This window comes from Yinghuangia seranimata, from assembly GCF_029953285.1.
GTDB lineage: Bacteria > Actinomycetota > Actinomycetes > Streptomycetales > Streptomycetaceae > Yinghuangia > Yinghuangia seranimata.
On the sequence record NZ_JASAOI010000016.1, the window covers coordinates 19,183 to 46,042 of the forward strand.

General features: G+C 72.0%; 25 protein-coding genes, 1 tRNA gene and 1 pseudogene. 11 read left to right on the forward strand and 16 right to left on the reverse strand.

The genetic code is table 11. The features are described from left to right. Positions 1-149: 149 nt before the first annotated feature. From QI554_RS11365 to QI554_RS11375, 3 genes are all read right to left on the reverse strand, one after another. Positions 150-1,127, reverse strand: a complete 978-nt coding sequence (locus QI554_RS11365) for a ribose-phosphate diphosphokinase (RefSeq protein WP_281468805.1) — start codon at positions 1,125-1,127, stop codon at positions 150-152. Next, positions 1,124-2,659: a bifunctional UDP-N-acetylglucosamine diphosphorylase/glucosamine-1-phosphate N-acetyltransferase GlmU gene (gene glmU, locus QI554_RS11370; RefSeq protein WP_281468806.1), complete on the reverse strand. Its 1,536-nt coding sequence runs from the start codon at positions 2,657-2,659 to the stop codon at positions 1,124-1,126. Before glmU ends, QI554_RS11365 begins: the two co-directional genes overlap by 4 nt. Positions 2,660-2,807: 148 nt before the next feature. Beyond that, positions 2,808-2,879: transfer RNA gene (locus tag QI554_RS11375), tRNA-Gln, on the reverse strand. Positions 2,880-3,125: 246 nt separating this feature from the next. On the opposite strand from QI554_RS11375, the gene QI554_RS11380 reads away from it, so the two are divergent. Then, positions 3,126-4,088 carry an acyl-CoA desaturase gene (locus tag QI554_RS11380; RefSeq protein ID WP_281468808.1) on the forward strand — a complete coding sequence of 321 codons (963 nt, stop codon included), beginning with the start codon at positions 3,126-3,128 and terminating at the stop codon, positions 4,086-4,088. A gap of 7 nt (positions 4,089-4,095) precedes the next feature. After that, positions 4,096-4,746: pseudogene (locus QI554_RS11385) on the forward strand (TetR family transcriptional regulator); the annotation flags it as partial. Between the two features lie 31 nt (positions 4,747-4,777). Here QI554_RS11385 and QI554_RS11390 read toward each other — a convergent pair. From QI554_RS11390 to QI554_RS11400, 3 genes are read right to left on the reverse strand one after another with little or no spacing between them, the layout of a single operon-like run. Then, entirely contained in the window at positions 4,778-5,695 is a 918-nt protein-coding gene (locus tag QI554_RS11390) for an ADP-ribosylglycohydrolase family protein (protein WP_281468809.1), read from the reverse strand. Positions 5,696-5,748: 53 nt separating this feature from the next. After that, the gene (locus QI554_RS11395) at positions 5,749-6,114 is read right to left on the reverse strand and encodes a VOC family protein (protein ID WP_281468852.1); all 366 of its coding nucleotides are present in this window, start codon (positions 6,112-6,114) and stop codon (positions 5,749-5,751) included. A 41-nt stretch (positions 6,115-6,155) separates the two neighbouring features. Next, positions 6,156-6,926, reverse strand: a complete 771-nt coding sequence (locus QI554_RS11400) for a trans-aconitate 2-methyltransferase (protein WP_281468811.1) — start codon at positions 6,924-6,926, stop codon at positions 6,156-6,158. 113 nt (positions 6,927-7,039) lie between these two features. On the opposite strand from QI554_RS11400, the gene QI554_RS11405 reads away from it, so the two are divergent. Together QI554_RS11405 and QI554_RS11410 are read left to right on the forward strand one after the other, a co-directional pair. Continuing rightward, on the forward strand, positions 7,040-7,543 hold the full coding sequence (locus tag QI554_RS11405) for a MarR family winged helix-turn-helix transcriptional regulator (RefSeq protein WP_281468814.1): 504 nt from the start codon (positions 7,040-7,042) through the stop codon (positions 7,541-7,543). A 130-nt stretch (positions 7,544-7,673) separates the two neighbouring features. Beyond that, positions 7,674-8,528 (forward strand): SGNH/GDSL hydrolase family protein, encoded by an 855-nt coding sequence (locus tag QI554_RS11410; protein ID WP_281468816.1) that lies wholly within the window; start codon positions 7,674-7,676, stop codon positions 8,526-8,528. Between the two features lie 48 nt (positions 8,529-8,576). On the opposite strand, the gene gdhA is transcribed toward QI554_RS11410, so the two are convergent. From gdhA to QI554_RS11425, 3 genes are all read right to left on the reverse strand, one after another. Continuing rightward, positions 8,577-9,896, reverse strand: a complete 1,320-nt coding sequence (gene gdhA / locus QI554_RS11415; RefSeq protein WP_343230778.1) for an NADP-specific glutamate dehydrogenase — start codon at positions 9,894-9,896, stop codon at positions 8,577-8,579. Between the two features lie 226 nt (positions 9,897-10,122). Further along, complete coding sequence (locus QI554_RS11420) at positions 10,123-11,412, reverse strand: cytochrome P450 family protein (RefSeq protein ID WP_425527955.1); 1,290 nt, start codon at positions 11,410-11,412, stop codon at positions 10,123-10,125. Between the two features lie 21 nt (positions 11,413-11,433). Beyond that, entirely contained in the window at positions 11,434-11,664 is a 231-nt protein-coding gene (locus QI554_RS11425) for an SCO4848 family membrane protein (RefSeq protein WP_281468820.1), read from the reverse strand. Positions 11,665-11,883: 219 nt separating this feature from the next. On the opposite strand from QI554_RS11425, the gene QI554_RS11430 reads away from it, so the two are divergent. Beyond that, the gene (locus QI554_RS11430; protein WP_281468822.1) at positions 11,884-13,068 is read left to right on the forward strand and encodes a D-alanyl-D-alanine carboxypeptidase family protein; all 1,185 of its coding nucleotides are present in this window, start codon (positions 11,884-11,886) and stop codon (positions 13,066-13,068) included. A gap of 30 nt (positions 13,069-13,098) precedes the next feature. On the opposite strand, the gene QI554_RS11435 is transcribed toward QI554_RS11430, so the two are convergent. The 3 genes from QI554_RS11435 to trpS form a co-directional block, all read right to left on the reverse strand. Then, positions 13,099-14,064 carry a YihY/virulence factor BrkB family protein gene (locus tag QI554_RS11435; protein WP_281468824.1) on the reverse strand — a complete coding sequence of 322 codons (966 nt, stop codon included), beginning with the start codon at positions 14,062-14,064 and terminating at the stop codon, positions 13,099-13,101. A 61-nt stretch (positions 14,065-14,125) separates the two neighbouring features. Further along, on the reverse strand, positions 14,126-14,650 hold the full coding sequence (locus QI554_RS11440; RefSeq protein ID WP_281468826.1) for a 2'-5' RNA ligase family protein: 525 nt from the start codon (positions 14,648-14,650) through the stop codon (positions 14,126-14,128). An 18-nt stretch (positions 14,651-14,668) separates the two neighbouring features. Further along, positions 14,669-15,712 carry a tryptophan--tRNA ligase gene (gene trpS / locus QI554_RS11445; RefSeq protein WP_281468828.1) on the reverse strand — a complete coding sequence of 348 codons (1,044 nt, stop codon included), beginning with the start codon at positions 15,710-15,712 and terminating at the stop codon, positions 14,669-14,671. Positions 15,713-16,073: 361 nt separating this feature from the next. Between trpS and QI554_RS11450 the strand changes: the two genes are divergently transcribed. From QI554_RS11450 to QI554_RS11460, 3 genes are all read left to right on the forward strand, one after another. Then, on the forward strand, positions 16,074-17,048 hold the full coding sequence (locus QI554_RS11450) for a dimethylarginine dimethylaminohydrolase family protein (protein ID WP_281468830.1): 975 nt from the start codon (positions 16,074-16,076) through the stop codon (positions 17,046-17,048). 55 nt (positions 17,049-17,103) lie between these two features. After that, positions 17,104-18,315: an ornithine--oxo-acid transaminase gene (gene rocD / locus QI554_RS11455; protein ID WP_281468832.1), complete on the forward strand. Its 1,212-nt coding sequence runs from the start codon at positions 17,104-17,106 to the stop codon at positions 18,313-18,315. Positions 18,316-18,695: 380 nt separating this feature from the next. After that, complete coding sequence (locus QI554_RS11460; RefSeq protein WP_281468834.1) at positions 18,696-19,142, forward strand: Lrp/AsnC family transcriptional regulator; 447 nt, start codon at positions 18,696-18,698, stop codon at positions 19,140-19,142. A 105-nt stretch (positions 19,143-19,247) separates the two neighbouring features. Here QI554_RS11460 and QI554_RS11465 read toward each other — a convergent pair whose 3' ends face one another. From QI554_RS11465 to QI554_RS11480, 4 genes are all read right to left on the reverse strand, one after another. Next, the gene (locus QI554_RS11465) at positions 19,248-20,237 is read right to left on the reverse strand and encodes a malate dehydrogenase (protein ID WP_281468836.1); all 990 of its coding nucleotides are present in this window, start codon (positions 20,235-20,237) and stop codon (positions 19,248-19,250) included. Between the two features lie 159 nt (positions 20,238-20,396). Then, positions 20,397-20,744 (reverse strand): DUF3017 domain-containing protein, encoded by a 348-nt coding sequence (locus tag QI554_RS11470; RefSeq protein WP_281468838.1) that lies wholly within the window; start codon positions 20,742-20,744, stop codon positions 20,397-20,399. 110 nt (positions 20,745-20,854) lie between these two features. Further along, positions 20,855-21,712: a bifunctional methylenetetrahydrofolate dehydrogenase/methenyltetrahydrofolate cyclohydrolase gene (locus tag QI554_RS11475; RefSeq protein ID WP_281468841.1), complete on the reverse strand. Its 858-nt coding sequence runs from the start codon at positions 21,710-21,712 to the stop codon at positions 20,855-20,857. A gap of 57 nt (positions 21,713-21,769) precedes the next feature. Further along, positions 21,770-23,917: an FUSC family protein gene (locus QI554_RS11480; protein ID WP_281468843.1), complete on the reverse strand. Its 2,148-nt coding sequence runs from the start codon at positions 23,915-23,917 to the stop codon at positions 21,770-21,772. Positions 23,918-24,118: 201 nt separating this feature from the next. On the opposite strand from QI554_RS11480, the gene QI554_RS11485 reads away from it, so the two are divergent. The 3 genes from QI554_RS11485 to QI554_RS11495 all read left to right on the forward strand — a co-directional run bounded on the left by QI554_RS11485 (position 24,119) and on the right by QI554_RS11495 (position 26,781). Continuing rightward, positions 24,119-24,793: an RDD family protein gene (locus tag QI554_RS11485; protein WP_281468845.1), complete on the forward strand. Its 675-nt coding sequence runs from the start codon at positions 24,119-24,121 to the stop codon at positions 24,791-24,793. A gap of 385 nt (positions 24,794-25,178) precedes the next feature. Continuing rightward, a complete protein-coding gene (locus QI554_RS11490; protein ID WP_281468847.1) occupies positions 25,179-26,624 on the forward strand; it encodes a glycosyltransferase family 2 protein in 1,446 nt (481 codons plus the stop codon). Positions 26,625-26,634: 10 nt separating this feature from the next. Continuing rightward, on the forward strand, positions 26,635-26,781 hold the full coding sequence (locus QI554_RS11495; protein WP_281468848.1) for a hypothetical protein: 147 nt from the start codon (positions 26,635-26,637) through the stop codon (positions 26,779-26,781). Positions 26,782-26,860 lie beyond the last annotated feature (79 nt).

Sequence of the window (26,860 nt, forward strand, 5' to 3'; positions counted from 1 at the left end):
TCCCTCGCCGGGCAACCCCGTAAGCCTACCCACAACATCCGGTGAGCCTGAAATCGGGTACCCCCGAACAGCCGGACGCCGTTCGGCCCAGTGGGCCGAACGGCGTCCGAAGTTCCGCTGTACAGCGGGCGATCAGCGGTTTCCGCGGATCAGCTGTGGCCCTCGAAGAGGCTCGTGACGGAGCCGTCCTCGAAGACCTCGGTGATCGCGCGGGCGACCATCGGGGCGATCGAGAGCTCGGTCAGCTTGTCGAACCGGCGCTCGTTCGGGATCGGCAGCGAGTTGGTCACGATGACCTCGCTGATGCGCGAGTTCTTCAGGCGGTCCACGGCCGGGCCGGACAGCACGGCGTGGGTCGCGGCGACGATGACGTCGGCCGCGCCGTTCGCGAACAGCGCCTCGGCGGCCGCGCAGATCGTGCCGCCGGTGTCGATCATGTCGTCGACCAGCACGCAGGTGCGGCCCTCGACGTCACCGACGACCTCGTGGACCGAGACCTCGTTGGCGACGTTCGGGTCGCGGCGCTTGTGGATGATCGCCAGCGGCGCGCCGAGGCGGTCGGTCCACTGGTCGGCGACGCGCACGCGGCCGGCGTCCGGCGACACGACGGTCAGGCGGTCGCGGTCGACGCGCTTGCCCACGTGGTCGGCGAGCAGCGGCAGCGCGAACAGGTGGTCGACCGGGCCGTCGAAGAAGCCCTGGATCTGCGACGTGTGCAGGTCGACGCACATGAGGCGGTCGGCGCCCGCGGTCTTGAACAGGTCGGCCATCAGGCGCGCCGAGATCGGCTCGCGGCCGCGGTGCTTCTTGTCCTGCCGGGCGTAGCCGTAGAACGGGATGATCACGGTGATGCGCTTGGCGGAGGCCCGCTTCAGCGCGTCGATCATGATCAGCTGCTCCATGATCCAGTTGTTGATCGGAGCGGTGTGGCTCTGGATCACGAACGCGTCGGAGCCACGTACGGACTCCTCGAAGCGGACGTAGATCTCACCGTTCGCGAAGTCGAACGCCCTGGTGGGAACCAGCGCGGCACCGAGCTCGGAGGCCACTTCCTGCGCCAGTGCGGGGTGCGCCCGGCCGGTGAAGAGCATGAGCTTGCGCTCGGGCGCCAGTTTGATCCCGGTCACTGATCCGTCTCCTTGTTGCTCGCCTCGACCTGGCCGGCGGTCGGCCCTGCCGTCTCCTGCACGTCCCCGGCCGCGCCCTGCTGCGCCGTGCGGCGCTCGGCGGCCGCCGCGGCCTCGGCCGCGGGCGAGCCCGCCCGCCGCCGGGTCACCCATCCGGTGATGTTGCGCTGGCGCCCACGCGCCACCGCCATCGCACCGTGGGGGACGTCTTCGGTGATCACCGACCCGGCCGCCGTGTACGCTCCGTCACCAATGGTGACCGGCGCGACCAGCATCGAATCGCTTCCCACACGTACATGGTCGCCCACCGTCGTGTGGTGTTTGGCCACCCCGTCGTAATTCACGAAAATCGTAGCGGCACCGATATTGGCGCCCTCACCGATGGTCGCGTCGCCGACGTAGGACAGGTGCGGGACCTTGGACCCCTCGCCGACCTGCGCGTTCTTCATCTCGACGAAGCCGCCGGCCTTGGCGCGCGCGGCCAGCACGGTGCCCGGGCGCAGGTAGGTGTACGGGCCGACGGTGGCCTTGGGACCGATCACCGCGCCCTCGCACGTGGCGTTGTTCACCAGGGCGCCGGCCTCGACGCGGGTGTCACGCAGCGTGCAGTTCGGGCCGACCTCGGCCCCCGCCGCGACCGACGTACGGCCGTGCAGCTGGGTGTTGGGCAGCAGCACCGCGTCGGGCTCCAGCGTCACGTCGACGTCGACCCAGGTGGTCGCCGGGTCGACGACCGTGACACCGGCGCGCATCCAGGCCTCGAGCGTGCGCTCGTTGAACAGGCGACGCGCCTCGGCGAGTTGCACGCGGTCGTTGATCCCGAGGATCTCGCGGTGGTCCCCGGCGGCGACCGCCGCGACCCGGTGACCGGCCTCGCGCAGCAGCGTCAGGGTGTCGGTGAGGTACTCCTCGCCCTGGCTGTTGTCGGTGGTCAGGCCGCCGAGCGCCTCACGCAGCAGCTTGCCGTCGAACGCGTACACGCCGGAGTTGATCTCGGCGATCGCGCGCTGCGCCTCAGAGGCGTCCTTGTGCTCGACGATCTGCTGGACGGTGTTGTCGCCGATGACCCGGACGATGCGGCCGTAGCCGGTCGGGTCCGGGACCACCGCGGACAGCACGGTGACCGCGTTGCCCTCGGCCTGGTGGGTGTCGACCAGCGCGGCGAGCGTCGCGGTGGTCAGCAGCGGGGTGTCACCGCACACGACGACGACCGTGCCGGAAGGCTCGCGGCCCTGCTCGGCCAGCGCGTCGACGGCGACCCGGACGGCGTGCCCGGTCCCGTTCTGCTGCTCCTGGACGACCGTGACCGCGGCCGGGTCGAGCTCGGAGAGGTGTGCCGTCACCTGGTCGCGGCCGTGGCCGACGACGACCACGAGCTCCTGCGGGTCGAGTCGGCGGGACGCTTCGACGACATGGCCGACCAGGCTGCGTCCGGCGAGGGTGTGCAGCACCTTGGGCGTGGTCGCCGACTTCATGCGGGTGCCCTCACCCGCAGCGAGAACGACGACGGCAGCGGGGCGGACGGGGCTCACGCGGGTGGCTCCTCGGCTCTGCTTGCGGGGGGACCGTCCGATGGCGACGCGGCGGCCGACGGATGAACGAGGTCGGCGCACGGCGTGAAGACCGGACACAGTCGAGGATACCGGTGAAGTCGGGCGGGGTCGCCCCCGCCCTGAAGGGCTCCGCTGCCAGGACTCGAACCTGGACATAGGGTTCCAAAGACCCCAGTGCTGCCGATTACACCACAGCGGACCGGACGGCCGGACCGCCCGGAACACACGTTCGGGAAGCCCGCTTTCGTCGGCTCCTACTATGCCAGTCCCGCCCCCTCGCATGCCGCGCCATAAAGGGCGTGAGCGCGTGCCGGAAAAACGGGTTGACGCACGGAGTCCTCACATTCCGCGAATCGGATGCCATACTGACCCCAACCTACGGACCCGTAGGTTACGCGACCGTATACCCGGCTACGCCCCCGTCTCCGACGCGCGAGGGAACCTCATGACACCGTCGTCCGGCACCGCCGTACTCGATACCGAGACCCCGACGCCGGCCCCCATAAAGGGCACGCTCGGCGGGGAACGCAAGCACTGGGCCGAGCAGTTCGCGCTCGCCCTCTTCATCGGAATCCCGTTCGTGGCGCTGGTCGCCGCCGTCCCCGTGATGTGGGGATGGGGCCTTTCGTGGCTCGACGTCGTCCTCGCCGTCGTCATGTACGCGATCACGGGGCACGGCATCACCATCGGCTTCCACCGCTATTTCACGCACGGCTCGTTCAAGGCCAACCGCGGCGTACGCGTCGCGCTCGGCATCGCCGGGAACATGGCGGTGCAGGGGCCGCTGGTGCGCTGGGTCGCCGACCACCGCAAGCACCACAAGTTCTCCGACCAGGAGGGCGACCCGCACTCGCCGTGGAAGTACGGCTCGGGCGTCCGCTCGCTCGCCAAGGGCATGTGGTGGGCGCACATGGGCTGGCTGTTCGACACCGAGCAGACCGACCAGAACAAGTACGCGCCCGACCTGCTCAAAGACCGGGACCTGGTCCGGGTCTCGCGGCAGTTCCCGTTCTGGGTCGCCGTCTCGCTGCTGGCCCCCGCGCTGGTCGGCGGGCTCGCCACGTGGTCGTGGCACGGCGCGCTGACCGCGTTCTTCTGGGCCGGACTGGTGCGCGTCGCGCTGCTGCACCACGTCACCTGGTCGATCAACTCGATCTGCCACGCGGTGGGCAACCAGCCGTTCCGCTCCCGCGACAAGTCCGGCAACGTGTGGTGGCTCGCCATCCCGTCGATGGGCGAGTCGTGGCACAACCTGCACCACGCCGACCAGACCGCGGCGCGCCACGGCGTCCTGCGCGGCCAGCTCGACTCCAGCGCGCGCACGATCCGCTGGATGGAGCAGCTCGGCTGGGTATGGGACGTGCGTTGGCCGGACCGCGCGCGAATCGAGTCGCGGCGCGCGGCATGATGGAGCGATGACCGAGACCAGCAGACGCGGCGGGGCCGCGCGCGGCGGCGGTCGTGTTCGTATGACCGGCAAGGAGCGGCGCGAGCAGCTCATCGACATCGGTCGGACCCTGTTCGCTGAACGCGGGTTCGACGCGACGAGTGTCGAGGAGATCGCCGCCAAGGCAGGCGTCTCCAAGCCGGTGGTCTACGAGCACTTCGGCGGCAAGGAGGGGCTCTACGCGGTCGTCGTCGACCGTGAGATGCGGATCCTCCTGGACGGGGTGACCAGCGCTCTCACGGGCGGCCATCCGCGTGAACTTCTGGAGCAGGCGGCCTTCGGGCTGCTCGACTACATCGAGCACTCGACCGACGGCTTCCAGATCCTGGTGCGGGATTCACCGGTCGCCCAGTCGACCGGCACCTTCGCCTCGCTGATCAGCGACATCGCCTCACAGGTCGAGCACATCCTCGGGCTGGAGTTCGCGTCCCGCGGGTACGACCCGAAGTTCGCGCCGATGTACGCGCAGATGCTGGTGGGCATGGTGGCGCTGACCGGCCAGTGGTGGCTGGACGTCCGCTCCCCCGCCAAGTCCGAGGTGGCCGCGCACCTGGTCAACCTCGCGTGGAACGGCCTGTCCGGGCTCGAGCAGAGCCCGCGCCTGGTCACCCGCCGCAAGCACGACAGGTCCGAGCCCGGGGCCGGCCGGCTCAGGCCAGGCTGCCGGTGGCCACCCAGTCCGGGACCGGCTCGGTCGCGGCGAGCCAGTGCCCGGGGACGCCGCCGGTGCCGGTGCGGGCCGCGACCACGCCGCCGGTGATGGCGCACGTGGTGTCGACGTCGCCGAGCCCGTTGGCGGTCAGCCAGAGCGCCTCGGTGAGGTCGTCGGGCTCCTGGGCGGCGGTCCACAGCGCGAACGGCACGGTGTCGGGGCACGAGATGCGGTGCCCGGTGCCGAGCACCTCGGCGGCGTGCCGCCACGACGTCGCCTCCGCGATGCCGGCGGCGGTCCGCAGGCCGCCGCGGACCTCGCTGAACGGGGTGCGGTCGGCCACCGCCGTGAGGAACGCCTCGGGCGCCATCGCGTCGTCGTCCTGGCCGGCCGTCATGAGCGCGGCCGCGACCGCGACGGCCACCGCGCCCGCGATCGCCTCGGGGTGCGCGTGGCTGGCCTCGGCGCTGAGCGCCGCCTGCTCGGCGACGAGGTCGAGGTCGTCCGCGAACCACGCGCCGAGCGGCGCGACCCGCATCGCGGAGCCGTTGCCCCACGAGCCCTGGCCGTCGAAGACCGCCGTGGTGACGTCGCGCCAGTCCGCGCCCGCGTGGACGGCGCGGAGCACGCCGTGCATCGACGGGCCGTAGCCGCGCGACGGGTCGCCGACGTAGGTCGCGGCGAAGTGGTCGGCCAGGGCGTCCTGGTCGATGTGGCCGTGCAGGTGCAGGATCCGCAGGACGGACAGCGCCATCGCGGTGTCGTCCGTCCAGTTCCACGGGGTCTCTTCGGGGGTGCGGCGGCGCGAGAGGCTGTCGGTTCGTTCCGCGCCGCGGCGGAAGAACCAGCGTTGTCCGAACGAGTCTCCGAGGGCGAGGCCGCGCAGTGACCTGGCGGCGTTGAGGATGCGGTCCATCACGCCATCCTGCCGGTTCGCGAGCGGTGCCGGGTATCGGATTACCGTGCCGGTCAAGCTTCCTGACGGGCCATCAGTTCCAGGCGGTTGCCGACCGGGTCCTCGGTGTGGAAGCGCCGCACACCGGGGATCTCGTCGCTCCACCGGACCGGCGCGCCGGCCGCCGCCAGCCGCTCGGCGAACCCGTCGAGGTCCTCCACGACGAACGCCGGGTGCGCCTTCGCGGACGGCCGGAAGTCCGGCTCGGCGCCGAGGTGCAGCTGCACCGCGCCGGACGCGAACCAGCAGCCGCCGCGCGCCGCGAGCACCGGCGGCTTGGGGATCTCGGTCATCCCGAACGGGCCGGTGTAGAAGGCGCGCAGCAGGTCCTCGCTGCCGGTCGGGACGGCGAGCTGGACGTGGTCGATGGCGTGCAGCATGCGGGCGGGCTCCTGGGCGGCGAGGGTGGCGGACGTCGGGCTCACGGTGTGCGGACCGCGACGGCGAACAGCCGCCGGAAGCGCAGCACCGTGCCGTACGACCGGGCCGGATAGGCGTCGCGCAGCAGTGCGCCGTACTCCGCCGTGAACTCGGCCTGTCCGGCGGCGTCGAGTGCGGCGAGCACGGGCCGCAGCGCGGTGCCCTTCACCCAGTTGAGCACCGGGTCGACCCCGCTCAGGACGTGCCGGTAGCTGGTCTCCCAGGCGTCGACGGTGAAGCCGGGCCGGGCGAGCGCGTCGAGGTAGACGTCGACGTCGGGGACGCCGCGGTTGAGCACGACCCCGTCCAGCCGCTCCTTCCAGCGCGCGGACTCGGCGAGTTCGCGCAGCAGGACGTGGGTGGCGTCGGCGTGGTTGCCGGGCACCTGGAGGGCGAGCGCGCCGCCGGTGGTCAGCGCGTCGGCCCACCGGGGCAGCCGGTCGAGGTGGCCGGGGACCCACTGGAGGGCGGCGTTGGTGACGACGACGTCGTACGACTCCTCGGGGCGCCACGCGCCGATGTCGGCGAGCCGGAAGTCGAGCCGGCCGGGCCGCGCGTACTCGACGGTGGCGGCGATCATCGCGGGGTCGTTGTCGAGGCCGGTGATGTGCGCGTCGGGCCAGCGCGCGGCGAGTTCCGCGGTCGCGTTGCCGGGGCCGCAGCCGAGGTCGACGACGCGGCGGGGGCGCTCGGTGGGAACGCGGGCGAGGAGTTCGTGGAACGGGCGGGTGCGCTCGTCCGCGTAGCGCAGGTACTGGTCGGGGTCCCACATGACGCCTCCCGCGGCGGGCCGATTTATCTTGACATCAAGATAGTACCCCGCCCGCGGGCGTTTGTCTTGACATCAAGAGGCTTGGCATCGAAAGACTCGCTAGACTTGCGACCATGAAGGACGAGGTCGACCGACTGATCGAAGCGTGGCAGCGCGAGCGCCCCGATCTTGATGTCGAGCCCCTTGAGGTGCTCAGCCGGGTGACCCGGCTCGCGCGGCACCTCGATCGCGCGCGCCGACTCGCCTTCGCCGCGCGCGACCTCGAACCGTGGGAGTTCGACGTACTGTCCGCGCTGCGCCGCGCCGGCGCGCCGTACCAGCTCTCCCCCGGCCAGCTGCTCACGCAGACGCTGGTCACCTCCGGCACGATGACCAACCGCATCGACCGGCTCGCCGCCAAGGGCCTCGTGCTGCGCCAGCCCGACCCCGGCGACCGGCGCGGCGTCCTGGTCCGCCTCACCGAGGACGGCCGCGACCGGGTCGACGCCGCGATGGCCGAACTGCTCGAGCACGAGCGCGACATCCTCGCGGGCCTCGACCGCGACCAGCGCGCGGCCCTCGCCGGGCTGCTGCGCTCGGTGGTCGCGCCGTTCGACAACCACGCCCAGTCGCACTGACCGGTCGCCCCGCGTCCCGAACGGGGCTGCCGGAAACGGAATTTCGTCGCCGACATCTGGTGCCTCCCGCACCGTGGCGCCCACTATGGGCGCCACGTGACCGCCGCACGGCGGTCCAGCGGGAGGGACAATGCGCACCAGACCACGCACACTTCTCGTCGCCCTCTTCAGCGCCGCCCTGCTCCTCGTGGGCGGCGCGACGTCTGCCGGCGCCGCGGCGGGCGGCCAGGGCCCGACGTACTACGTCTCGCTCGGCGACTCGCTCGCGCGGGGCTACATGCCGGGCCAGGGGGACACCGACCAGGGCTACACCGACCTGCTCTACAACGCCCTCAAGGCGAAGGACCCGGGGCTCCAGCACGTCAAGCTCGGCTGCAGCGGCGCCACCACGAGCACGCTGCTCAACGGCGGCGGACGCTGCGCGTACCCCGAGGGCACGCAGCTCGCCGCCGCCGAGAAGTTCCTGCGCGAACACCGCGGCAAGGTACGGTTCGTGACGCTCGACATCGGCGCCAACGACGTCGCGCGCTGTGCGGCGCCGTCCGGCATCGACATGCGGTGTGCGAGCGACAGCCTGCACACCGTCGGGACCAACCTCACGGCGATCCTCAAGCGGCTGCGCGCCGCCGGCGGCGCCGGCCCGCAGTACGCGGGCATGACGTACTACGACCCGTTCCTGGCGGCGTGGCTCACCGGCGCCAACGGGCAGCAGCTGGCCTACCTCTCGGAGTTCGTGCAGGAGCTCCTGAACGGTGTGATCAGCACCGACCTGCGGACGCGCGGCTTCGCCGTGGCGGACGTCGCGGGGGCGTTCTCGACCCGCGCGTTCACCCCGACGGTGCCGCTGCCTGGCGTCGGACAGGTGCCGCTGAACGTCGCGCGCATCTGCCAGTGGACGTTCATGTGCACGCGCCAGGACATCCACGCGAACCCGGTCGGCTACCAGGTGCTGGCCGACACGTTCGCCGGGGTGCTCACGCCGTAGCGCGTCCCGGAAGCACGACCCGGTAGCGCGTCCGCGCTCCTTCGTGCGCTAGATCAGCCCCTGCGCGAGCATCGCGTCCGCCACCTGCTCGAAGCCCGCGATGTTGGCGCCGAGCACGTAGTCACCCGGCCTGCCGTACCGCTCCGCGGTCTCGAAGCACGTGTCGTGGATGTTCCGCATGATCGCCGCGAGTTCGCCCTCGACCTGGGCAAACGTCCACGACTCGCGGCCCGCGTTCTGCCGCATCTCCAGGGCGCTCGTCGCCACCCCGCCCGCGTTGGCCGCCTTGCCCGGGCCGAACGCGACGCCGGCCTCGTGGAAGACCTGCACCGCGCCCGGCGTGCTCGGCATGTTGGCGCCCTCGGACACCGCCTTGACGCCGTTGCGCACGAGCGTGGCCGCGGCCGCCTCGTCGAGCTCGTTCTGCGTCGCGGACGGCAGCGCGACGTCGGCGGGGACGTCCCACACCGAGCCGCCCGCCACGAACTTCGCCGAGGCGCCGCGGCGCTCCGCGTACTCGTCGATCCGGCCCCGCTCGACCTCCTTGACCTGCTTGAGCAGCGCGAGGTCGATGCCCTTCTCGTCCACGACGTAGCCGGACGAGTCGGACGCGGTCAGGACGTTCGCGCCGAGCGCCTGCGCCTTCTCGATCGTGTGCAGCGCGACGTTGCCCGAACCGGACACCACGACCTGGCGCCCCTCCAGGTCCTGGCCGCGCCGCGCGAGCATGGCGGCGGTGAACAGCACGTTGCCGTAGCCGGTCGCCTCGGGCCGGGCCAGCGAGCCGCCCCAGGCGGCGCCCTTTCCGGTCAGCACGCCCGCCTCCCAGCGGTTCGTGATGCGCCGGTACTGGCCGAACAGGAACCCGATCTCGCGGCCGCCGACCCCGATGTCGCCGGCCGGGACGTCGGTGTGCTCGCCCAGGTGGCGGTACAGCTCGGTCATGAACGACTGGCAGAAGCGCATGACTTCGGCGTCCGAGCGGCCGCGCGGGTCGAAGTCGCTGCCGCCCTTGCCGCCGCCGATACCGAGACCGGTCAGCGCGTTCTTGAAGATCTGCTCGAATCCCAGGAACTTCACAATGCCGAGATTGACGGACGGGTGGAAGCGCAATCCGCCCTTGTAGGGGCCGAGCGCACTGTTGAACTCGACGCGGAAACCGCGGTTGACGTGCACCCTCCCCCGGTCGTCCTGCCAGGGCACCCGGAAGATGACCTGGCGTTCCGGCTCCGCGATCCGCTCGATGAGGCACGCCTCGACGAACTCCGGGCGGGCTTCGAGGAGTGGGCCGAGCGAGTCGAGGACCTCCCGGACGGCCTGGTGGAATTCGGGCTCCCCCGGGTTACGGCGCACAATTTCGTCGTACAAGCCAATTCCCTTCATGGTCAAGGCGAATCACCCGTGCCGAGCAATTATTCCTAAACGTCTTGTGTGCGTTCGCTCACGCGGGGTACACAAGATCTCGACGGCGCGGGGACGCCGGGGCGCCCGGATCGGGGAAAACCGGGCGGACGGGGGCAGGGGGTGGGGCGGGGCGGGCACGCCGGATCTCGGGGATCCGGCGGCCCGGCCCGGCGGTCCGCGCCGGCCGTGGTCAGAGCGCGCGGCCCGCTTCGGGGGTGAACGCGACCGGCAGCCGCTGCAGGCCGCGCATGATCAGCCCGCCGCGCCAGCGCAGTTCGGCCGCGGGCTCGGCGAGTTCCAGATCGGGCAGGCGGCGCAGCAGCGTGCCGATGGCGATCCGGCCTTCCAGCCGGGCCAGCGGTGCGCCGATGCAGTAGTGGATGCCGTGGCCGAACGCGAGGTGCGCGTTGTCGGCGCGGTCCGGGTCGAAGGTGTCGGCGTCGGGGAAGCGGTCGGCGTCACGGTCGGCGGACGCGAGAACCACCAGAACGGGCTCCCCCGAGGGGATGACCGTTCCGCCGATCGGGGTATCGCAGGTCGTGAACCGCCAGGTCGCCAGCTCCACCGGACCGTCGTAGCGGAGCAGTTCCTCGACCGTCGGGGCGATCCGCCCGTCGAGGTCGCGCTGCAGCCCGGCGCGCGCCTCGGGGTGGGTGAGCAGCGTCAGCAGCCCGTTGCCGATCAGGTTGACGGTGGTCTCGAAGCCGGCGAACAACAGGATGAACGCCATCGCCGCGGCCTCGTCCTCGGTGAGGTGTTCGCCGTGGTCGCTCGCCCGGATCAGCCCCGAGATCAGGTCGTCGCCGAGGTCGCCGCGCTTGCGGTGGATGAGCTCCTTCAGGTAGCCGCGCATGTGCCGCACGGCGCGCGCCACGCCGCCGCGCGGGCCCGAGCCGTGCCGGATCATCATCCCGGCCCAGGTGCGGAAGTCGTCCTGGTCGGCCTCGGGCACGCCGAGCAGGTCGCACACGGCGTAGATGGGCAGCGGGAACGCGAACTCGTGGATGAGGTCCGCGGTGCCGTTCCCGGCGAAGCCGTCGATGAGCCGGTCGGCCAGCTCCTGCACCCGAGGCCGGAACTCCTCGGCGCGCCGGGGCGTGAACGCCTTGGAGACCAGGCGGCGCAGCCGCGTGTGGTCGGGCGGGTCCAGGTTCAGCAGGTGCGCGCCGATCCCGGAGCGCTGCTCACCGGGCACCCCGACCTTGCCCTGCTTCCACGCCTGTTCGCTGTGCCGCGGGTTCTTGCTGAGCCGCTGGTCGGCGAGCGCCTGCCGGGCGTCGGCGTACCGCGTGACGAGCCACGCCTCGACGCCGCTGGGCAGCGTCGTGCGGTGCACGGGGGCGTGCTCCCGCAGATACGCGTACGCGGGGTACGGGTCGGCGATGAACTCACGCGTGAACAGCCCGGGCCCGTCCGGCACCGCCGCGTGCGGACACGCCGACTCCGCGGACTTCCCCGACTCCCCCGGCACTTCCGACACTTCCGACTTTTCAGACACAGCTCAGGCAGCGGTACGCGACGCGCGCAGGCCCTTGAGCCCCAGCCAGCCGATGACGTTCCCCGCCGCGAACGACACCACGGTCAACGCCAGGTGCACCAGGAAGAACGCGGTCGGCCCGTCGTTCCAGGACCTGTCGTCCTTCCAGATGTTGCGGAGGAAGTTCGGCCAGAGGATCCAGGTCCACAGGCCGAAGACGAGCAGGAAGGCGGAGGTCTTGCGGCCGATCCGCATGGGGGTGCACCTACTTCTGGGAGACGCTTTCGAGGGGCGCGCTAGGCCGTTTGGTCACAGTCGCGTCCTTGTCCAGTATGCGGCGCGTCCTGGTCGGCACCGCAGGCAGGGGCCGCCGTTACTCTCATGTGCATGTCATACAGGTCTGGACCGGCGACACCTTTTGTCGTCGTCGGCGCGGTTGTGATCGCGGGTGTGCTCGGGGGAGCTCCATGCGCCGTGGCGGAGGTTCCGCACGGACCTGAGGCGGCGAAGGCGCCGTCCGCCTCTCCCTCGCCGACGACGACGCCCGAACCCCCGCCCCCCGCGGGCATGTCCGGGCTCGGCGGCCCGCGGCTCGGGCAGCCCGGGGTGCAGGCCGACCTGCCGCCCGGGACGCCGGCGCTGCCGCCCGTCGAGGCGTACTCGTGGCTGGTCGCCGACATGACGACCGGTCAGGTCATCGCGGCGAAGAATCCGCACTGGCAGCTGGCGCCCGCCAGCACGCTGAAGATGCTCTTCGCCGACACGGTGCTGCCCAAGCTCGACAAGAACGCGACACACGTGGTCGACCCCAAGGAACTCCAGGGGCTCGGCGAGGGCAGCAGCGCGGTCGGGGTCAAGGAGAACCTCACCTACAAGGTCGAGGACCTGTGGAACGGGGTGTTCCTCCGCTCCGGCAACGACGCCGTGCACGTGCTGTGCGCGATGAACGGCGGCGTCGACGCGACCGTGGCGCAGATGAACGAGCGGGCCAAGGCGCTGCACGCCGACGACACGCACGTGGTGTCGCCCGACGGCTACGACATGCCCGGGCAGGTGTCGTCCGCGTACGACCTGGCGCTGTTCGCGCGCGAGGGGATGAAGAACCCGGACTTCCGCGGCTACGTGTCCACCAAGGACGCGAAGTTCCCGGGCAAGGACGGCACGACCTTCGCCATCCAGAACACCAACCAGATGCTGTCGACGTACCCCGGGATGATAGGAGTCAAGAACGGCTACACGACGAACGCGGAGAACACGTTCGTCGGCGCGGCCACCCGGGACGGGCGCACGCTGATGGTCAGCATCATGCACGTGCGGCCCGGCAAGACGTACGAGCAGACCAAGATGCTGCTCGACTGGGGCTTCGCCGCGGCGGGCACCGCCAAGCCGGTCGGGTCCCTGGTCGACCCGGGCGGCAAGCCCGGCGGCACCCCGTCGGGCACGACGGCCTCGGGGCAGACGCTGCCCGGGCAGGCCGCCGCGGTGCCGGGCGGCGCGCAGGCCGTCGGGTCGTCCTCCGGCGACGGCGTCTCGTGGGGCCTGTGGGCGGGCATCGGCGTGCCGGCGGTGCTGCTCGGCGGCGGCGGTCTGCTGTTCTTCCTGCGCCGGCGCGGCCTGACGCGGCCGACCGTGCACTTCGAGGACGACATCCTGCCCTGAGTCGAAGGCGGACCGCTCTCGGGGCGGGCCCTACGCGGAACCGTCCGCGTCCGCCCGGTCGGAGGCGGCGGCGGCCCGCCACTCCGCGGCGGTGTCCGGGTCCTTCGAAGTGCCGCCCGGGTTCTTCGCGGTGGTGTCCGGGTTCTTCGCCGCGGCGCGCTCGTCGGTCGCCGTCCACGCCGCGCAGAACAGCAGCAGCCGGGTCACGAAGTAGATCCACAGCAGCAGCGCGACCGGCACGCCGAACGCGCCGTACATGCTCTTGCTCGCGACGCCGGAGATGTAGGCGGCGACCAGCAGCTTGAGCAGTTCGAAGCCGATCGCGCCGATCAGCGCGCCGAGGATCGCCGTGCGGCGCGGCATGGTCAGCCGCGGCATCCCCACCAGCAGGTAGACGAACAGCACGAGGCTCGCGAACACCGCGACGGCGAACGCCGCGATCTGCAGGAAGATCCGGCCGACCGGCTGGTCCTGCAGGCCGATCGAGTTGGAGATCCGGCCGATCACACTGGTCGCGAACGTAGACGCGCCGACCGACAGCGCCATCGCGAGGCCGAGGCCGACCAGCGTTCCGGCGTCCTTCGCCTTCGCCGCGACGGTCGCCTTGACGCCCTCCGGCTTGGTCTCGTCCTCGAACCACATCCTGCGGATCGACGGGCGCAGCGCCTCCACCCAGCCGAGGCCCGAGATGAGCAGCAGCACACCGCCGATGACGCCGACCGCGCCGGCGTTGTCCACCAGCGCGCCGAGGTTGATCTTGTCGGCGATGCCGGGGATCTGGTCGGAGATCTTGTCCTGGAGCTCCTGCACGCGGCCGGGGCTCAGCGCGGCCGCGACCACCGCGGCGGCGAGGAGCAGCAGCGGGAACAGCGACAGGAACCCATAGAACGTCACCGCCGCCGACGCGAAGTTGCCGTCGCGGTCCGTGTAACGCTCGTACGCGGTCATCGTGCGCCCGATGACCGGCATCGTGCCTAGTTTGTCCTTGATCGCCACGCTTGCACGTCTGCCCCGAAGCGGGGGTTTCCACACGTGGCGACCAGGGCGGCGAGCCGGTTCACGCCGCCGGGCCGCCGCCGAACGGGAACGCCCGGCGCGGCCGCCAGATCTCGTCCGCGCCGTGCTCGTAGAGGCTGAAACCGCCGACCTGGAACCGCGCCTCGTAGCCGGACAGCTTGTCGAACGCCCGGTCGAGCACGTCGTCGGGCAGGTGGTGTGCCACCGTGACGTGCGGGTGGTACGGGAAGTGCAGCCCGCGCAGCAACGGCCCCGAGCGCACCGCCTGTTCGAGCCGCTCGCAGTCCGTGATGCCGCGCGCGACCTGGATGAACACCACCGGAGAGGTCGGCCGGAACGTGCCGGTCCCGCGCAGCAGCATCGGGAAGGCCCGCTCCGCGGCGGCGACCGCCGCGAGGTGCCCCTCGACCTCGGCGATCGCGGTGTCCTCGACCTCGGTCGGGGGCAGCAGCGTCACATGCGTCGGGATGGCGCGCGCCAGCGGATCACCGAACCCGTCCCGCAGGTCCTGGAGCTGGCTGCCCCAGGGTTCCGGGATCGCGATGGAGACGCCGATGGTGCGCATGTCGGTCCGATCCGGTTCTCAGCCTTCGGCCCCGGCCCAGGAGCCGGCGGGCGGCAGGAAGCCGATGCGGTCGTACGCCGCGGCCAGCGTGTTCGCCGCCACCTCGCGCGCCTTGGCGGCGCCCTTGGCGAGCGTGCGGTCCAGCTCCGCCGGGTCGTCGTGGTAGGTGTGGAAACGCTCCTGGAAGGGCGTCACGAAGTCCACCAGAACCTCGGCCACCTCCTTCTTGAAGTCGCCGTACATCCGCCCCTCGAAGCGCTGTTCGAGCTCGGGGACCGGGGTGCCGGAGAGCGCCGAGTGGATGGTCAGCAGGTTGCTGACGCCCGGCTTCTCCTTCTCGTCGTAACGCACCTCGGTGCCGGTGTCGGTGACCGCGCTCTTGATCTTCTTGGCGGTCTGGTTCGGCGGGTCGAGCAGGCTGACGATGCCCTTCGGCGACGACGCCGACTTGCTCATCTTGCTCGTCGGGTCCTGCAGGTCGACGATCTTGGCGGTCTCCTTGACGATGTACGCCTCGGGCACCGTGAACGTCGCGCCGAACCGCGAGTTGAAGCGCTGCGCCAGGTCGCGGGTCAGCTCCAGGTGCTGGCGCTGGTCCTCGCCGACCGGCACCGCGTTGGCCTGGTACAGCAGGATGTCCGCGACCTGCAGGATCGGGTACGTGAACAGGCCCACACTCGCCGCGTCGGAGCCCTGCTTGGCGGACTTGTCCTTGAACTGCGTCATCCGGGACGCCTCGCCGAACCCGGTCAGGCAGTTCATCACCCAGGCGAGCTGCGCGTGCTCGGGGACGTGGCTCTGCACGAACAGCGCGCACCGCTCGGGGTCGAGCCCGGCGGCGAGCAGCTGGGCCACCGAGATCCGGGTGTTCGCGCGCAGTTCCGCCGGGTCCTGCGGCACGGTGATCGCGTGCAGGTCGACGACCATGTAGAACGCGTCGTTGGCCTCCTGCAGCGCGACGTACTGCCGCACCGCGCCGAGGTAGTTGCCCAGGTGGAACGAGCCGGCGGTGGGCTGGATGCCGGACAGCACACGGGGACGCGTCGAGACCGTCGAGACCATGCGCCCATTCTCGCAGGCTCGCGGTGCTGCTCGGCCCCGGGTTCCGCCCAGGCGTGGCGCACGTCGCGGCGGACCCTGGAGCGGACCGCGTCCGGACCGGGGCCGGACCACGACCGAGCCGGCGGCGCAACGAAGCGCCACCGCGCGCCGGGCGAGCGCAACGAACCGGCGCGGATGCGCAACGATCGGTCATTTACCGCACCGCCCGGCGCCGCCTAGGCTTGCCACGGCCGACACCGAGGGTCGCGGACCGGACATCCAGGGTGACGATCCGAGTCGGCCACCAGGCAGACGACGAAGCGCGCCGGAGATCCCGCGCGCTCTCGCCGCCGTGCCACCGTCCGCGAGAAGGGGAGATCGCGTGCGCCTGACATTCGCCGCGCCCGCGGCCGGGTCCGGAGCGCTCTGGCTCCCCTCCGCACCACGGGTGACGCGGGGTCAGATCCGGCTGCCGCGACCACGCCGCCGACGTGAGGCCGCCGGGCGGCGCGCCTCGGCGCGCCACTACGTGATGTGCCCGCCGACCCATCTGCCCAGCCGGCCGCCGGCCGGCTTCCCGCTCGGCCCGGCCGACCCCGCGCTCGCGCACGCCACGGTCGGCGCCGACGCGCCGGGGGTGCGCGTGGACCCGTCCGCGATGGAGCAGTGGGAGCTGCTGCGCGAGACGCTGCTGCGGCTCGGCCACCGGGTCAGCCTGATCCCGCCGCGCAGCGGCCTGCCCGGCATGGTCTTCGCGGCGCACGCCGCCACGGTCGTCGACGGCCGGGTGCTGGGCGCGCGCTTCCGCTCCAGCGCGCGCCAGCCCGAGGCGCCCGCGTACCTGCGCTGGTTCGCCGAACGCGGCTACGGCACGCGCCTGGAACCGGTGTTCGCGCACGAGGGCGAGATCGACCTGGTGCCCGCCGGGCGTTTCCTGCTGGCGGCGTACGGCCCGCACACCGAGGCCCGCGCGCACCTGGAGGCCGGCTCGTTCCTCGGCCTGCCGGTCGTGCCGCTGGAGCTGGCCGGCCCGCGGTTCGCCCGGCTCGGCAGCGCGATAGCCGTGCTGACCGACCGCGCCGTCGCGTACCACCCGGCGGCGTTCTCGGTCGCGGCGCGCGAGCGGCTCGCGAGGCTGTTCCCCGAGCGCATCGCGGTCGGCGAGGCGGACGCCCTGGCCGGCGGCCTGGACGCGATCTGCGACGGCCGCACCGTGGTGCTCACGGACCGGGCGCCGGGGCTCGCCCAGCAGTTGGCCAGGCACGGTTTCCACACCGTGCCGCTGGACATGTCGCGCTTCGCGGGTTTCGGCATCGGCGTCCGCAGCTGCGTGCTGGAATTGCGCGACAATCGTTGAAAGTCCGGAATTTCCCTGTTTTCCGAGACTGCTCGATGTCGGGCGGAAGGACGTCATGATCAAGCACGACGAAGAACTGATCGCGCTCTCCGACACGTACAGCGCGCACAACTACCACCCCCTGCCGGTCGTCATCGCGCACGCCGAGGGCGCGTGGATGACCGACGTCGAGGGCCGCCGCTACCTCGACATGCTGGCCGGGTACTCGGCACTCAACTTCGGGCACCGCAACGAGCGGCTGATCGAGGCGGCGAAGCGGCAGCTCGACCGCGTGACGCTGACCAGCCGTGCGTTCCACAACGACAAGTTCGCGCCGTTCTGCCAACAGCTCGCGGACCTGTGCGGCATGGACATGGTGCTCGCCATGAACACCGGCGCCGAGGCCGTCGAGACCGCCGTGAAGACCGCCCGCAAGTGGGGCTACGAGGTCAAGGGCGTGCCGGACGGCCGCGCGAAGATCGTGGTCGCCACCGACAACTTCCACGGGCGCACCACGACGATCGTCAGCTTCTCCACCGACGAGGAGGCGCGGCGGCATTTCGGGCCGTACACGCCGGGCTTCGAGGTCCTGCCGTACGGCGACATCGAGACGATGCGCAACGTGCTCGAGGCCGACCCGGAGATCGTGGCGGTGCTGGTCGAGCCGATCCAGGGCGAGGCCGGCGTGCTCGTGCCGCCGCCGGGCTACCTGGCCGAGGTGCGCCGGGTGTGCACCGAGCGGAACGTGTTGTTCATCGCGGACGAGATCCAGTCGGGGCTGGGCCGCACCGGGCGGACGTTCGCGTGCGAGCACGAGGGCGTCGTGCCGGACATGTACGTGCTGGGCAAGGCGCTCGGCGGCGGCGTGCTGCCGGTGTCGGCGGTCGTGTCGTCCCGCGAAGTGCTCGGCGTGTTCAAGCCGGGCGAGCACGGGTCGACGTTCGGCGGCAACCCGCTGGCGTGCGCGGTCGGCCTGGAGGTGCTGGCGATGCTGCGCACCGGCGAGTTCCAGCAGCGCTCGGCCGAGCTGGGCGAGCACCTGCACCACGAGCTGAACACACTGGTCGGCGGCCCGGTGACGGCGGTACGCGGCCGCGGGCTGTGGGCGGGCGTCGACATCGACCCGTCGCACGGCACCGGGCGGGACGTGTCGCGGGCGCTGATGGCGCGCGGCGTGCTGGTCAAGGACACGCACGGCTCGACGATCCGGATCGCGCCGCCGCTGGTGATCTCGAAGGACGACCTGGACTGGGGGCTCGAGCAGCTGCGCGCGGTCCTGGAGGCCTGAGGCCCGTACGCGAGCCGTGGCAGAGGGGGCAGAGGAGAGGGGCGGGATCCGTCCGGGTCCCGCCCTCGCCGTGCCGCGCGGCGTCAGCCGTCCGACTTGCGGCGCTTCTCGGCGGCCACGGCGACCGCCACGGCACCGAGGCCGAGGAAGGTCAGGCAGGTGACGAGCAGCGCGATGGTGTCGGCGGGGGACATCGGGGGCCTTCGGTCGATCGGCGGTAAACCACACCAACCCTAAACGGGGGCTTGAATACATATCAGCCGAATAGTGCACTTGTGAGGCATCTCATCAGCGGTCCGCCCGGCCCGGCGGACCGCACATCGGGGTGCTAAATGGCCGAATCGCCACGCCCGCGGCGCGCATGAACGACCATGGGACGCGTGCCACTGGACGACCTCGACGAGCAGATCGTCGCGCACCTGATACGGGACGCCCGCGCCAGCTACGCCGAGATCGGCACCGGCGTGGGCCTGTCCGCGCCCGCCGTCAAGCGCCGCGTCGACCGGCTGCGCGGCACCGGCGTCATCAAGGGCTTCACCGCGCGCGTCGACCCGCACGCGCTCGGCTGGACCACCGAGGCCCACGTCGAGGTCTTCTGCGCGCCGCGCACCTCCCCCGCGGCGCTGCTCAGCTGCCTGGAGCGGTTCCCCGAGGTGGTGCGCGCCGACACCGTCACCGGCAAGGCCGACGCGGTCGTGCGGCTGCTCGCGTCCGACATCCGGCACCTGGAGGCGGTGCTCGAGCGGCTGCGGGAGGAACCCGTCGTGCTCAGCACGCGCAGCACCGTCGTCCTCAACCGGCTCCTCGAACGGCCCGGCGACCACTGACAGGAGCCGCGCGGGACACGGCGGAGGGCGCCGCCCCCGCGCACCGCGCGGGGCCGACGCCCTCCGAAGTCCCGTGCCGAGGCCGGGTCGGATCGGTCGGATCCGTCAGATCAGCCCGAGCTCGCGCACCGCGTCGCGCTCCTCGGCCAGCTCCCGCACCGACGCCTCGATGCGCGGGCGCGAGAACTCGTTGATCTCCAGGCCCTGGACGATCTCCCACGCGCCGTCCTTGCAGACCACCGGGAAGGAGGAGATGAGGCCCTCGGGCACACCGTACGAGCCGTCGGACACGACGCCCATCGAGGCCCAGTCGCCCGGCTTGGTGCCGTTGACCCAGGTGTAGACGTGGTCGATGGCCGCGTTCGCCGCCGACGCCGCCGAGGACGCGCCGCGCGCCTCGATGATCGCCGCGCCACGCTTGGCGACGGTCGGGATGAAAGTGTCGGCCAGCCACGCCTCGTCGTTCACGACCTCGGCGGCGTTCTTGCCGGCGATCTCGGCGTGGAACACGTCCGGGTACTGGGTCGCCGAGTGGTTGCCCCAGATCGTCAGCTTGGCGATGTCGGTGACGGCCGCGCCGGTCTTCCGCGCGAGCTGCGACACGGCGCGGTTGTGGTCGAGGCGGGTCATCGCGGTGAAGCGCTCGGCCGGGACGTCCGGCGCGTGCTGCTGCGCGATGAGCGCGTTGGTGTTGGCCGGGTTGCCGACCACGAGCACCTTGATGTCGTCCGCGGCGTGGGCGTTGATCGCCTCGCCCTGCGGCTTGAAGATGCCGCCGTTCGCCGACAGCAGGTCGCCGCGCTCCATGCCCGCGGTACGCGGACGGGCGCCGACGAGCAGCGCGACGTTGGCGCCCTCGAAGCCCTGCGCCGGGTTGTCGAAGATGTCGATCCCCGCGAGCAGCGGGAACGCGCAGTCGTCGAGCTCCATCGCGGTGCCCTCGGCCGCCTTGACCGCCTGCGGGATCTCGAGGAGGCGCAGCTTGACCGGCACGTCCGGGCCGAGCAGGTGGCCGGAGGCGATGCGGAACAGCAGTGCGTAGCCGATCTGGCCGGCCGCACCGGTGACAGTGACGTTGACGGGCGTGCGGGTCATCGTTGCGATCTCCTGCTACCTGGCGGGTGAGGGTTCCCGAAGGGTGATATCTCGTGATCGAGATAGTTCCACGGCCACCCTACTCCGCCCGCGATGCCCCGATGACCGCTCCCGCGCGCCATGTGGGAAACGCCACCGCAGCGCCGCGGAGGCGGCGTGTCAGCCGGTCCTCTTCGGCACCCACGGCAGGTCGACCACGGGCGGCGGGATCGCGAGGCCGAGCAGCACCACGGCGCCGCCCAGCACGATCATCACCATCACGTCCGTGAACCGGCTGCGCACCGCGAGGATCCCGACGTCGCGCACGAACGTGCGCAGCAGCGCGGCCACCAGGAACGTCGCGCCGATCATCAGCGTCGCCGGCCGGAACCCCCACAGCGCGGCCGTCACCAGTGCCCCCGCGAGCAGCGCGAGGACCAGCACGGCGGGCCACTCGCGCAGGCCGCCGGGGCCGCGCGGCGACGCGCCGCCCTCGGGCACATAGGTACTGGCGGACTTGCCGGCCATCGCCTGTCGCCTCCTGCGGATGCCGAGTCCCCGTACGTTCGGAAGCCGTCACTCTAGTCGGGGCGCGCCCAACGCCGCGGGTGTGCGGACGCCGGGCGCACCCGGGCGGATCAGCGGGCGGCGAGCTGCCGTTCGGCCGCCTCGACGACGTTGGTCAGCAGCATCGCGCGCGTCATCGGGCCCACGCCGCCCGGCATCGGCGCGACCCACGCGGCCTTCTCGAACACCTCGGGGTGCACGTCGCCGACCAGGCCCTGCTCGGTGCGGGTGATGCCGACGTCGAGCACGACCGCGCCCGGCTTGACGATGTCGGCGCTCACCAGGCCCGCGACGCCGGCCGCGGCGACGACGATGTCGGCCTCCAGCACGTGCCGGGTCAGGTCCTTCGTGCCGGTGTGGCACAGCGTCACGGTGGCGTTCTCGGTGCGGCGGGTCAGCAGCAGGCCGATCGGGCGGCCGACGGTGACGCCGCGGCCGATGACGCACACGTCGGCGCCGTTGATCGGGATGTCGTGGCGGTGCAGCAGCTCGACGATGCCGCGCGGCGTGCACGGCAGCGGGGCGTCCTGGCCGAGCACGAGGCGGCCGAGGTTCATCGGGTGCAGGCCGTCGGCGTCCTTGTCCGGGTCCATCAGCTCGAGCACGCGGTTGGCGTCGAGACCGCGCGGCAGCGGGAGCTGGACGATGTAGCCGGTGCAGGCCGGGTCCTCGTTGAGCTCGCGGACGACCGCCTCGACCTCCTCCTGCGTCGCGGTCGCCGGAAGCTCGCGCTGGATGCTCGCGATGCCGACCTGCGCGCAGTCGCGGTGCTTGCCCGCCACGTACGAGTGGCTGCCCGGGTCGTCGCCCACCAGCACGGTGCCCAGGCCCGGGTTGATCCCGGCGGCCTTGAGGGCATCGACCCGGACCTTCAGCTCGTCCTTGATCTGAGCGGCGGTCGCCTTGCCGTCGAGCTTCTGCGCCTTCAAGGTTCTCTCCTGATCCACCGGGCGGTCACGGGTGCCGGCCGTTGTCGGGGCGGGGTGTCACCTCGATTGTCCCGTACGCGGCATCTCCGCCTCACGCACCCTGTGCGGCGGCTCGGACAGCTGCGCGAGCAGCTCCGTCGCGATGCCGGGCGGCGGGCGCCGCGCCCCGTCGTCGAGTGCCTCGGTCAGCCGCTTGAGGTGCTGGCGCAGCACCGGGTGGCCCCACATCTCGGGCAGTTCGGGCGGCACCGGCGGGCTCTTGTGCTCGGCGGCGGTGGCCAGCGCGTCGACGTACTCGTCCAGTTCCTCCGCGTCGTCGCCCGGCAGCGCCTCCTCGGGCGGCACGGCCGGCTTGAGCGGCGCCGCCATCAGCCGGAACCCGAGGCGCTGCACGACCAGGAGGGCGGGCCACAGCGCCTCGACGCCCTCGCGGCGCCCGGCCAGTTCGCCGAGCGAGGACTCGTACACGTTCCACAGGCTGATGAGCTCGCGGCGTACGGAGGTACGGGTGCGCTGCCACGCCGCGGCGTCGTCCCCGGCCTTGCCGCCGACGACGGTGCGCAGCATCAGCCCCTCGGCGCGGATCGCCCGTCCGAGCGCGGCGGGCAGCCGGTACGTCGAGGCGCGGCGCCACAGCAGGAAGCTGGTGAGCAGCCCGATGCCGAGCCCGAGCAGCATGTCGAGCAGCCGGGTCGAGGCGAGGTCGCCGACGTGGTGGCCGGGCAGCCCGGCGCCGACCAGCACCAGCGGCACCGGCGTGATGAACGCGGTGCCCACGACGAGGTTGCGGCGCATGACGGTCTGCGCGGCGCCGTAGAGCAGCGCGACGGTGACCACGGTCTCCCACGGCCCCGGCGAGAGGTCGTGGAGGAACACCACGACCACGGCCACGCCGATGAACGTGCCGATCGCGCGTTGCAGCGCGCTGCCGAAGTCGAGCACCGCGTTGCCGCCCTGCAGCGCGGCGGCGGCGCCGATGGCGACCCACGACGGGTGCACGACCGGCAGGATCTCGGCGGCGCCCGTGGCGGCGCCCACCGCGAGCCCGGTGCGCACGGCGATGGGCGGCAGCAGCGAGGCCCCGCCGCCCGCCGTCTCGATGAGCTCCAGCACGCCGGGCCGGTCGCCCTTCAGCGGCGCGCCGGTCGGGATGGCGGGCGAGGCGGCGGCCTGCACCGAGCCGCGCAGCGCGGCCCGCAGCCGGCGCTCGCCGTTCGTCTGCGGATCGACCACCAGCGGCGGCAGGTGCGCGACGGCGCCGGGGCGGCCGACGGCGGCGGCGATCTCGCGCACGGTGTCGGCGGTTTCGGGCGGGAGCGGGTCGGAGCGTTCCTCCGCGACGAGTTCGGCCGCGTGGAACAGGTCCAGCGCACGCCGGACGAGCACCTGGAGGCGGCGCTCGTCGCCGGACATGCGCGACCGGCGGCCGTCGGCGCGGATGACGGTGACCCAGGCGTCGTACAGCGCGTGGGACGCCTGGTGCCGCGCCGCGTCCACCTCGCGCGTGCCGATCGCGTCGAGGAACCCGGCGATCGCCTGGAACGCCTCGTCGATCGCGAGGTGTTCGGGATAGTGCGGTCTGACGAGCCAGCCGGACATCGACACGAGCCATGCGCTCGCGGCCCCGACGAGCAGCAGGGCGACCGAGGTCGCGATGTGGCCGCTGACGGCGGGCAGGAAGGTGCCCATCGCGCAGGTCAGCGTGAACATGTAGCCGCCGGGGCGGCCGACGCGCAGCGCACCGCACAGGAAGGTGGCGGTGCCGGCGACGATCGTGATGACGAGCGCGCCGACCCAGGGCCGGCCGGCGGTCACGGCGCCGGCGGCGTACGCGGCGGCCAGCCCGAGGCCGACCGCGGCGAGCACGCGGGCGCGGCGGCCGTACGGCTCGGTGGACGCGTACAGCACGGCGTAGCCGCCGATCGCCGCCGACGAGCCGTCCGCCACCCCGCTGACCGCGGTCACCAAGGCGAACGGCAGGCCGACGCCGAGCGCTGCGCGCGTCCCGTTCGCCCACGCGAAGCGGTCGCCCGACAGCGTGACGATCGGCCGCAGCGGATGGTCCGGCTCGATGTGCGGCGGGTGCTCGGCCGGGAACGGGGGCAGCGTGCCGCCGCCGGGGGCGCTCGCCGGGGCGGACCCGGGCGGGAGGGCGCGCGGCTGCTCCGCGGGGGCGGGAGGTTCCGGCTTCGCGTCCTCGGTCATGCGGCTCCCTCGGCACCAGATCCGGCGAACACCAACAAAGAGTAGTAAATCGCCGTGCCCAGGCCCTGCGGTCGCTTACCTGTCACCGACTCGTTGGCTGTTGTGGATACCCGCGCGTCCCCGCGTGCCGCTACGTTCGCTTTCCCACCGCCGGCAACCCGTCGACGGAGCATGCGCGAACACGCGGAAAGGCAGGACGTGATGGGCCAGCCGCCTGGACCCGAGTACCCCTACGGACAGCAGCCGGGCTACGGGCAACAGCCGCCCGGCTACGGGCCGCAGGCGGGATACGGAGGCCAGCCCGGATACGGCGCCCCGGGCTACGGCCCGCAGCCCGGGTACGGCCCGCAGCCGGGTTACGGCGCGCCGCCCTACGGCGCTCCCCCGGCGTACGGCTACGGCCCGCCGCGCGAGTTGCTCGCCCCGTGGGGCTCGCGCGCGGGCGCGAGCCTGCTCGACGGGCTGTACGGCCTGCTGGTCGGCAGCGTGGCGATCGCAGGGTGGATCTGGATCGTCGCCAGCACGAAGGACACCGACCAGGTCGACTCCGACGGCTACTACAAGCAGGACTACACGGGCGGCTCGGCCCCGATCGCGATGGCGGTCATAGGCGGCCTGCTGTTGGCCGCCTTCCTCATATGGCAGCTGTACCAGCAGGGCAAGACCGGCCAGACGCTCGGCAAGAAGCACGTCGGCATCCGCGTGCTGCGCGAACGCGACGGCCAGCCACAGGGCTTCTGGATGGCGGCGCTGCGCTACCTGTGCCACTTCGCCGACAGCTTCATCTGCTACATCGGCTACCTGTGGCCGCTGTGGGACGAGAAGAAGCAGACCTTCGCCGACAAGATCGTCGGCACCGTGGTCATCCGCGGCTGACCGCGGCGATGTGAGGCGCGGCACTCCCGGACCCGGTCCGGCGGGTGCCGCGCCTTCATTTTCACGGTGGATTTCCGATTTGCCGGAAAAACTCCTCACCCACCGCAATGCGGTGATGACCAACCAAATATTCGCCCGCCCTTCCGTGATCCCGGTCACCTTTACACCTCCCTTAAGGTGATCCATGATTTAGCCGCTGGTATGCCGCCCGGGGAGGGCCGAGTTTTTCGGGGTGGCGGCGCGTCGGCGATGACTTGCGTTGGGGAGCGACACGAGTCAGCACCGTTTTTCGCCAGCATGGACGCAGTTGTCCGAATTCTCCCGCAGATCCGCATTCCGGGCGGCCGTCTAAACACGCCCCCGGCCAGTCGAACGCGACGGAGAAATGGACCAGATCAGCGAACCGGTCGCGACTGACGCGTACCCGGACGCCTGGTTCCGCGAGGGCGAAGCGACGCCCCGTCCCGCCCGGTACCCCGGCTTCGACGACACCTCCACCGCGATCCTGGTCCGCCCCGTCGACGTCATGGCCGCCGAACGCCGGCGCGCCCGGCGCAGCGGCACGGCGCCCACCGGCCCGGCGGCCGGGCCCGCCACGTTCGGCGCGCGCCCCGACGACACCATCACGAACCTGCTCGTCGGCCCGCCGATCGAACCGCCGTCCGTCGAGCCCGTCGACCGCGCCACCAACGGCCGCGGCAAGCACGCGCCGCGCAAGGCCGCGCCGTTCCGCCTCGGCACCAAGCGCCGCCGGCGCCGCTCGCTGCCCGCGCACGACCCGGCGACGATGCGAATAACGGCCCTGGTCCCCGCGCACAACGAGGAAGACCAGATCGGCGACACGATCGACTCGCTGCTCGCGCAGAAGCGCCCGCCCGAGCGCATCATCGTCATCGCCGACAACTGCTCCGACAGCACGGTCGAGATCGCCCGCGGCAGGGGCGTGGACGTCTTCGAGACGGTCGGCAACCAGCACAAGAAGGCCGGCGGGCTCAACCAGGTCCTCGACCGGCTGCTGCCCGTCCTCGGCCCGCGCGACGCCGTCCTGGTGATGGACGCCGACTCCACGCTCGGCCCCGAGTTCCTCAGCCACGGCCTGGAGCGCCTCGCCACCGGCGAGTTCGGCGGCGTGGGCGGCACGTTCACCGGCAAGCCGGGCGGCGGCTTCGTCGGCATGCTGCAGCGCAACGAGTACGCGCGCTACGTCCGTGATGTCCAGCGCCTGCAGGGCAAGGCCCTCGTCCTCACCGGAACCGCGACGCTCTTCCGCGCGCTCGCGCTCCAGGAGGTCGTCGAGGCCCGCCGCACCCGCGTCCTCCCCGGTCTCCCCCAGGTCTACGACACCCGGGTGCTGACCGAGGACAACGAGCTGACCCTCGCGATCCTGCACCTCGGGCTGCGCATCATCTGCCCGCCCAAGTGCACGCTCGAGACCGAGGTCATGCTCACCTGGCGCGACCTGTTCAACCAGCGGCTGCGCTGGAAGCGCGGCGCGCTGGAGAACCTGACCGACTACGGCTGGACCCGGGTCACCCGGTCCTACTGGGGACGCCAGGTGCTGTCCCTCATCGGCCTGTTGGTCATCGTGATCTACCTGTCCTCGCTGCTCTTCTCGCTGATCGTCACCGGCAGCGTCGTCGTGCAGCCCGTGTGGATGGCGGTCACCCTCGTCTTCGCTCTGGAGCGCGCGGTCACCGTGCGCTCGCGCGGCCCGGTCCAGATGGTCCTGGGCGCGCTCATCGTGGTCGAGATGGCTTTCGACCTATTCCTCCAAGCCGCCCAGGCGAAAGCGTTCTGGGATGCGATCCGCAACAAGGAAAGGAAGTGGTGACGTGTACAACGTGAGCACTGGGGCCGCGGCCGCCGGTACCGGCGGTGTGCTGGCCATGACTGGCGCCGTCAACGTGGTGTGGGCGCTGGTGGCGGCGTTCACGCTGTTCAGCGCCGGCCTCGCGCTCAAGCGGATCATGCCCGCGCGCACCCGCTGACCCCGAGCGGCGGGGGCCGCGGGGGCCCCCCCCCCCCGCCCCCCCCCCCCCCGGGGGCCCCCCCCCCCCCCCCCCCCCC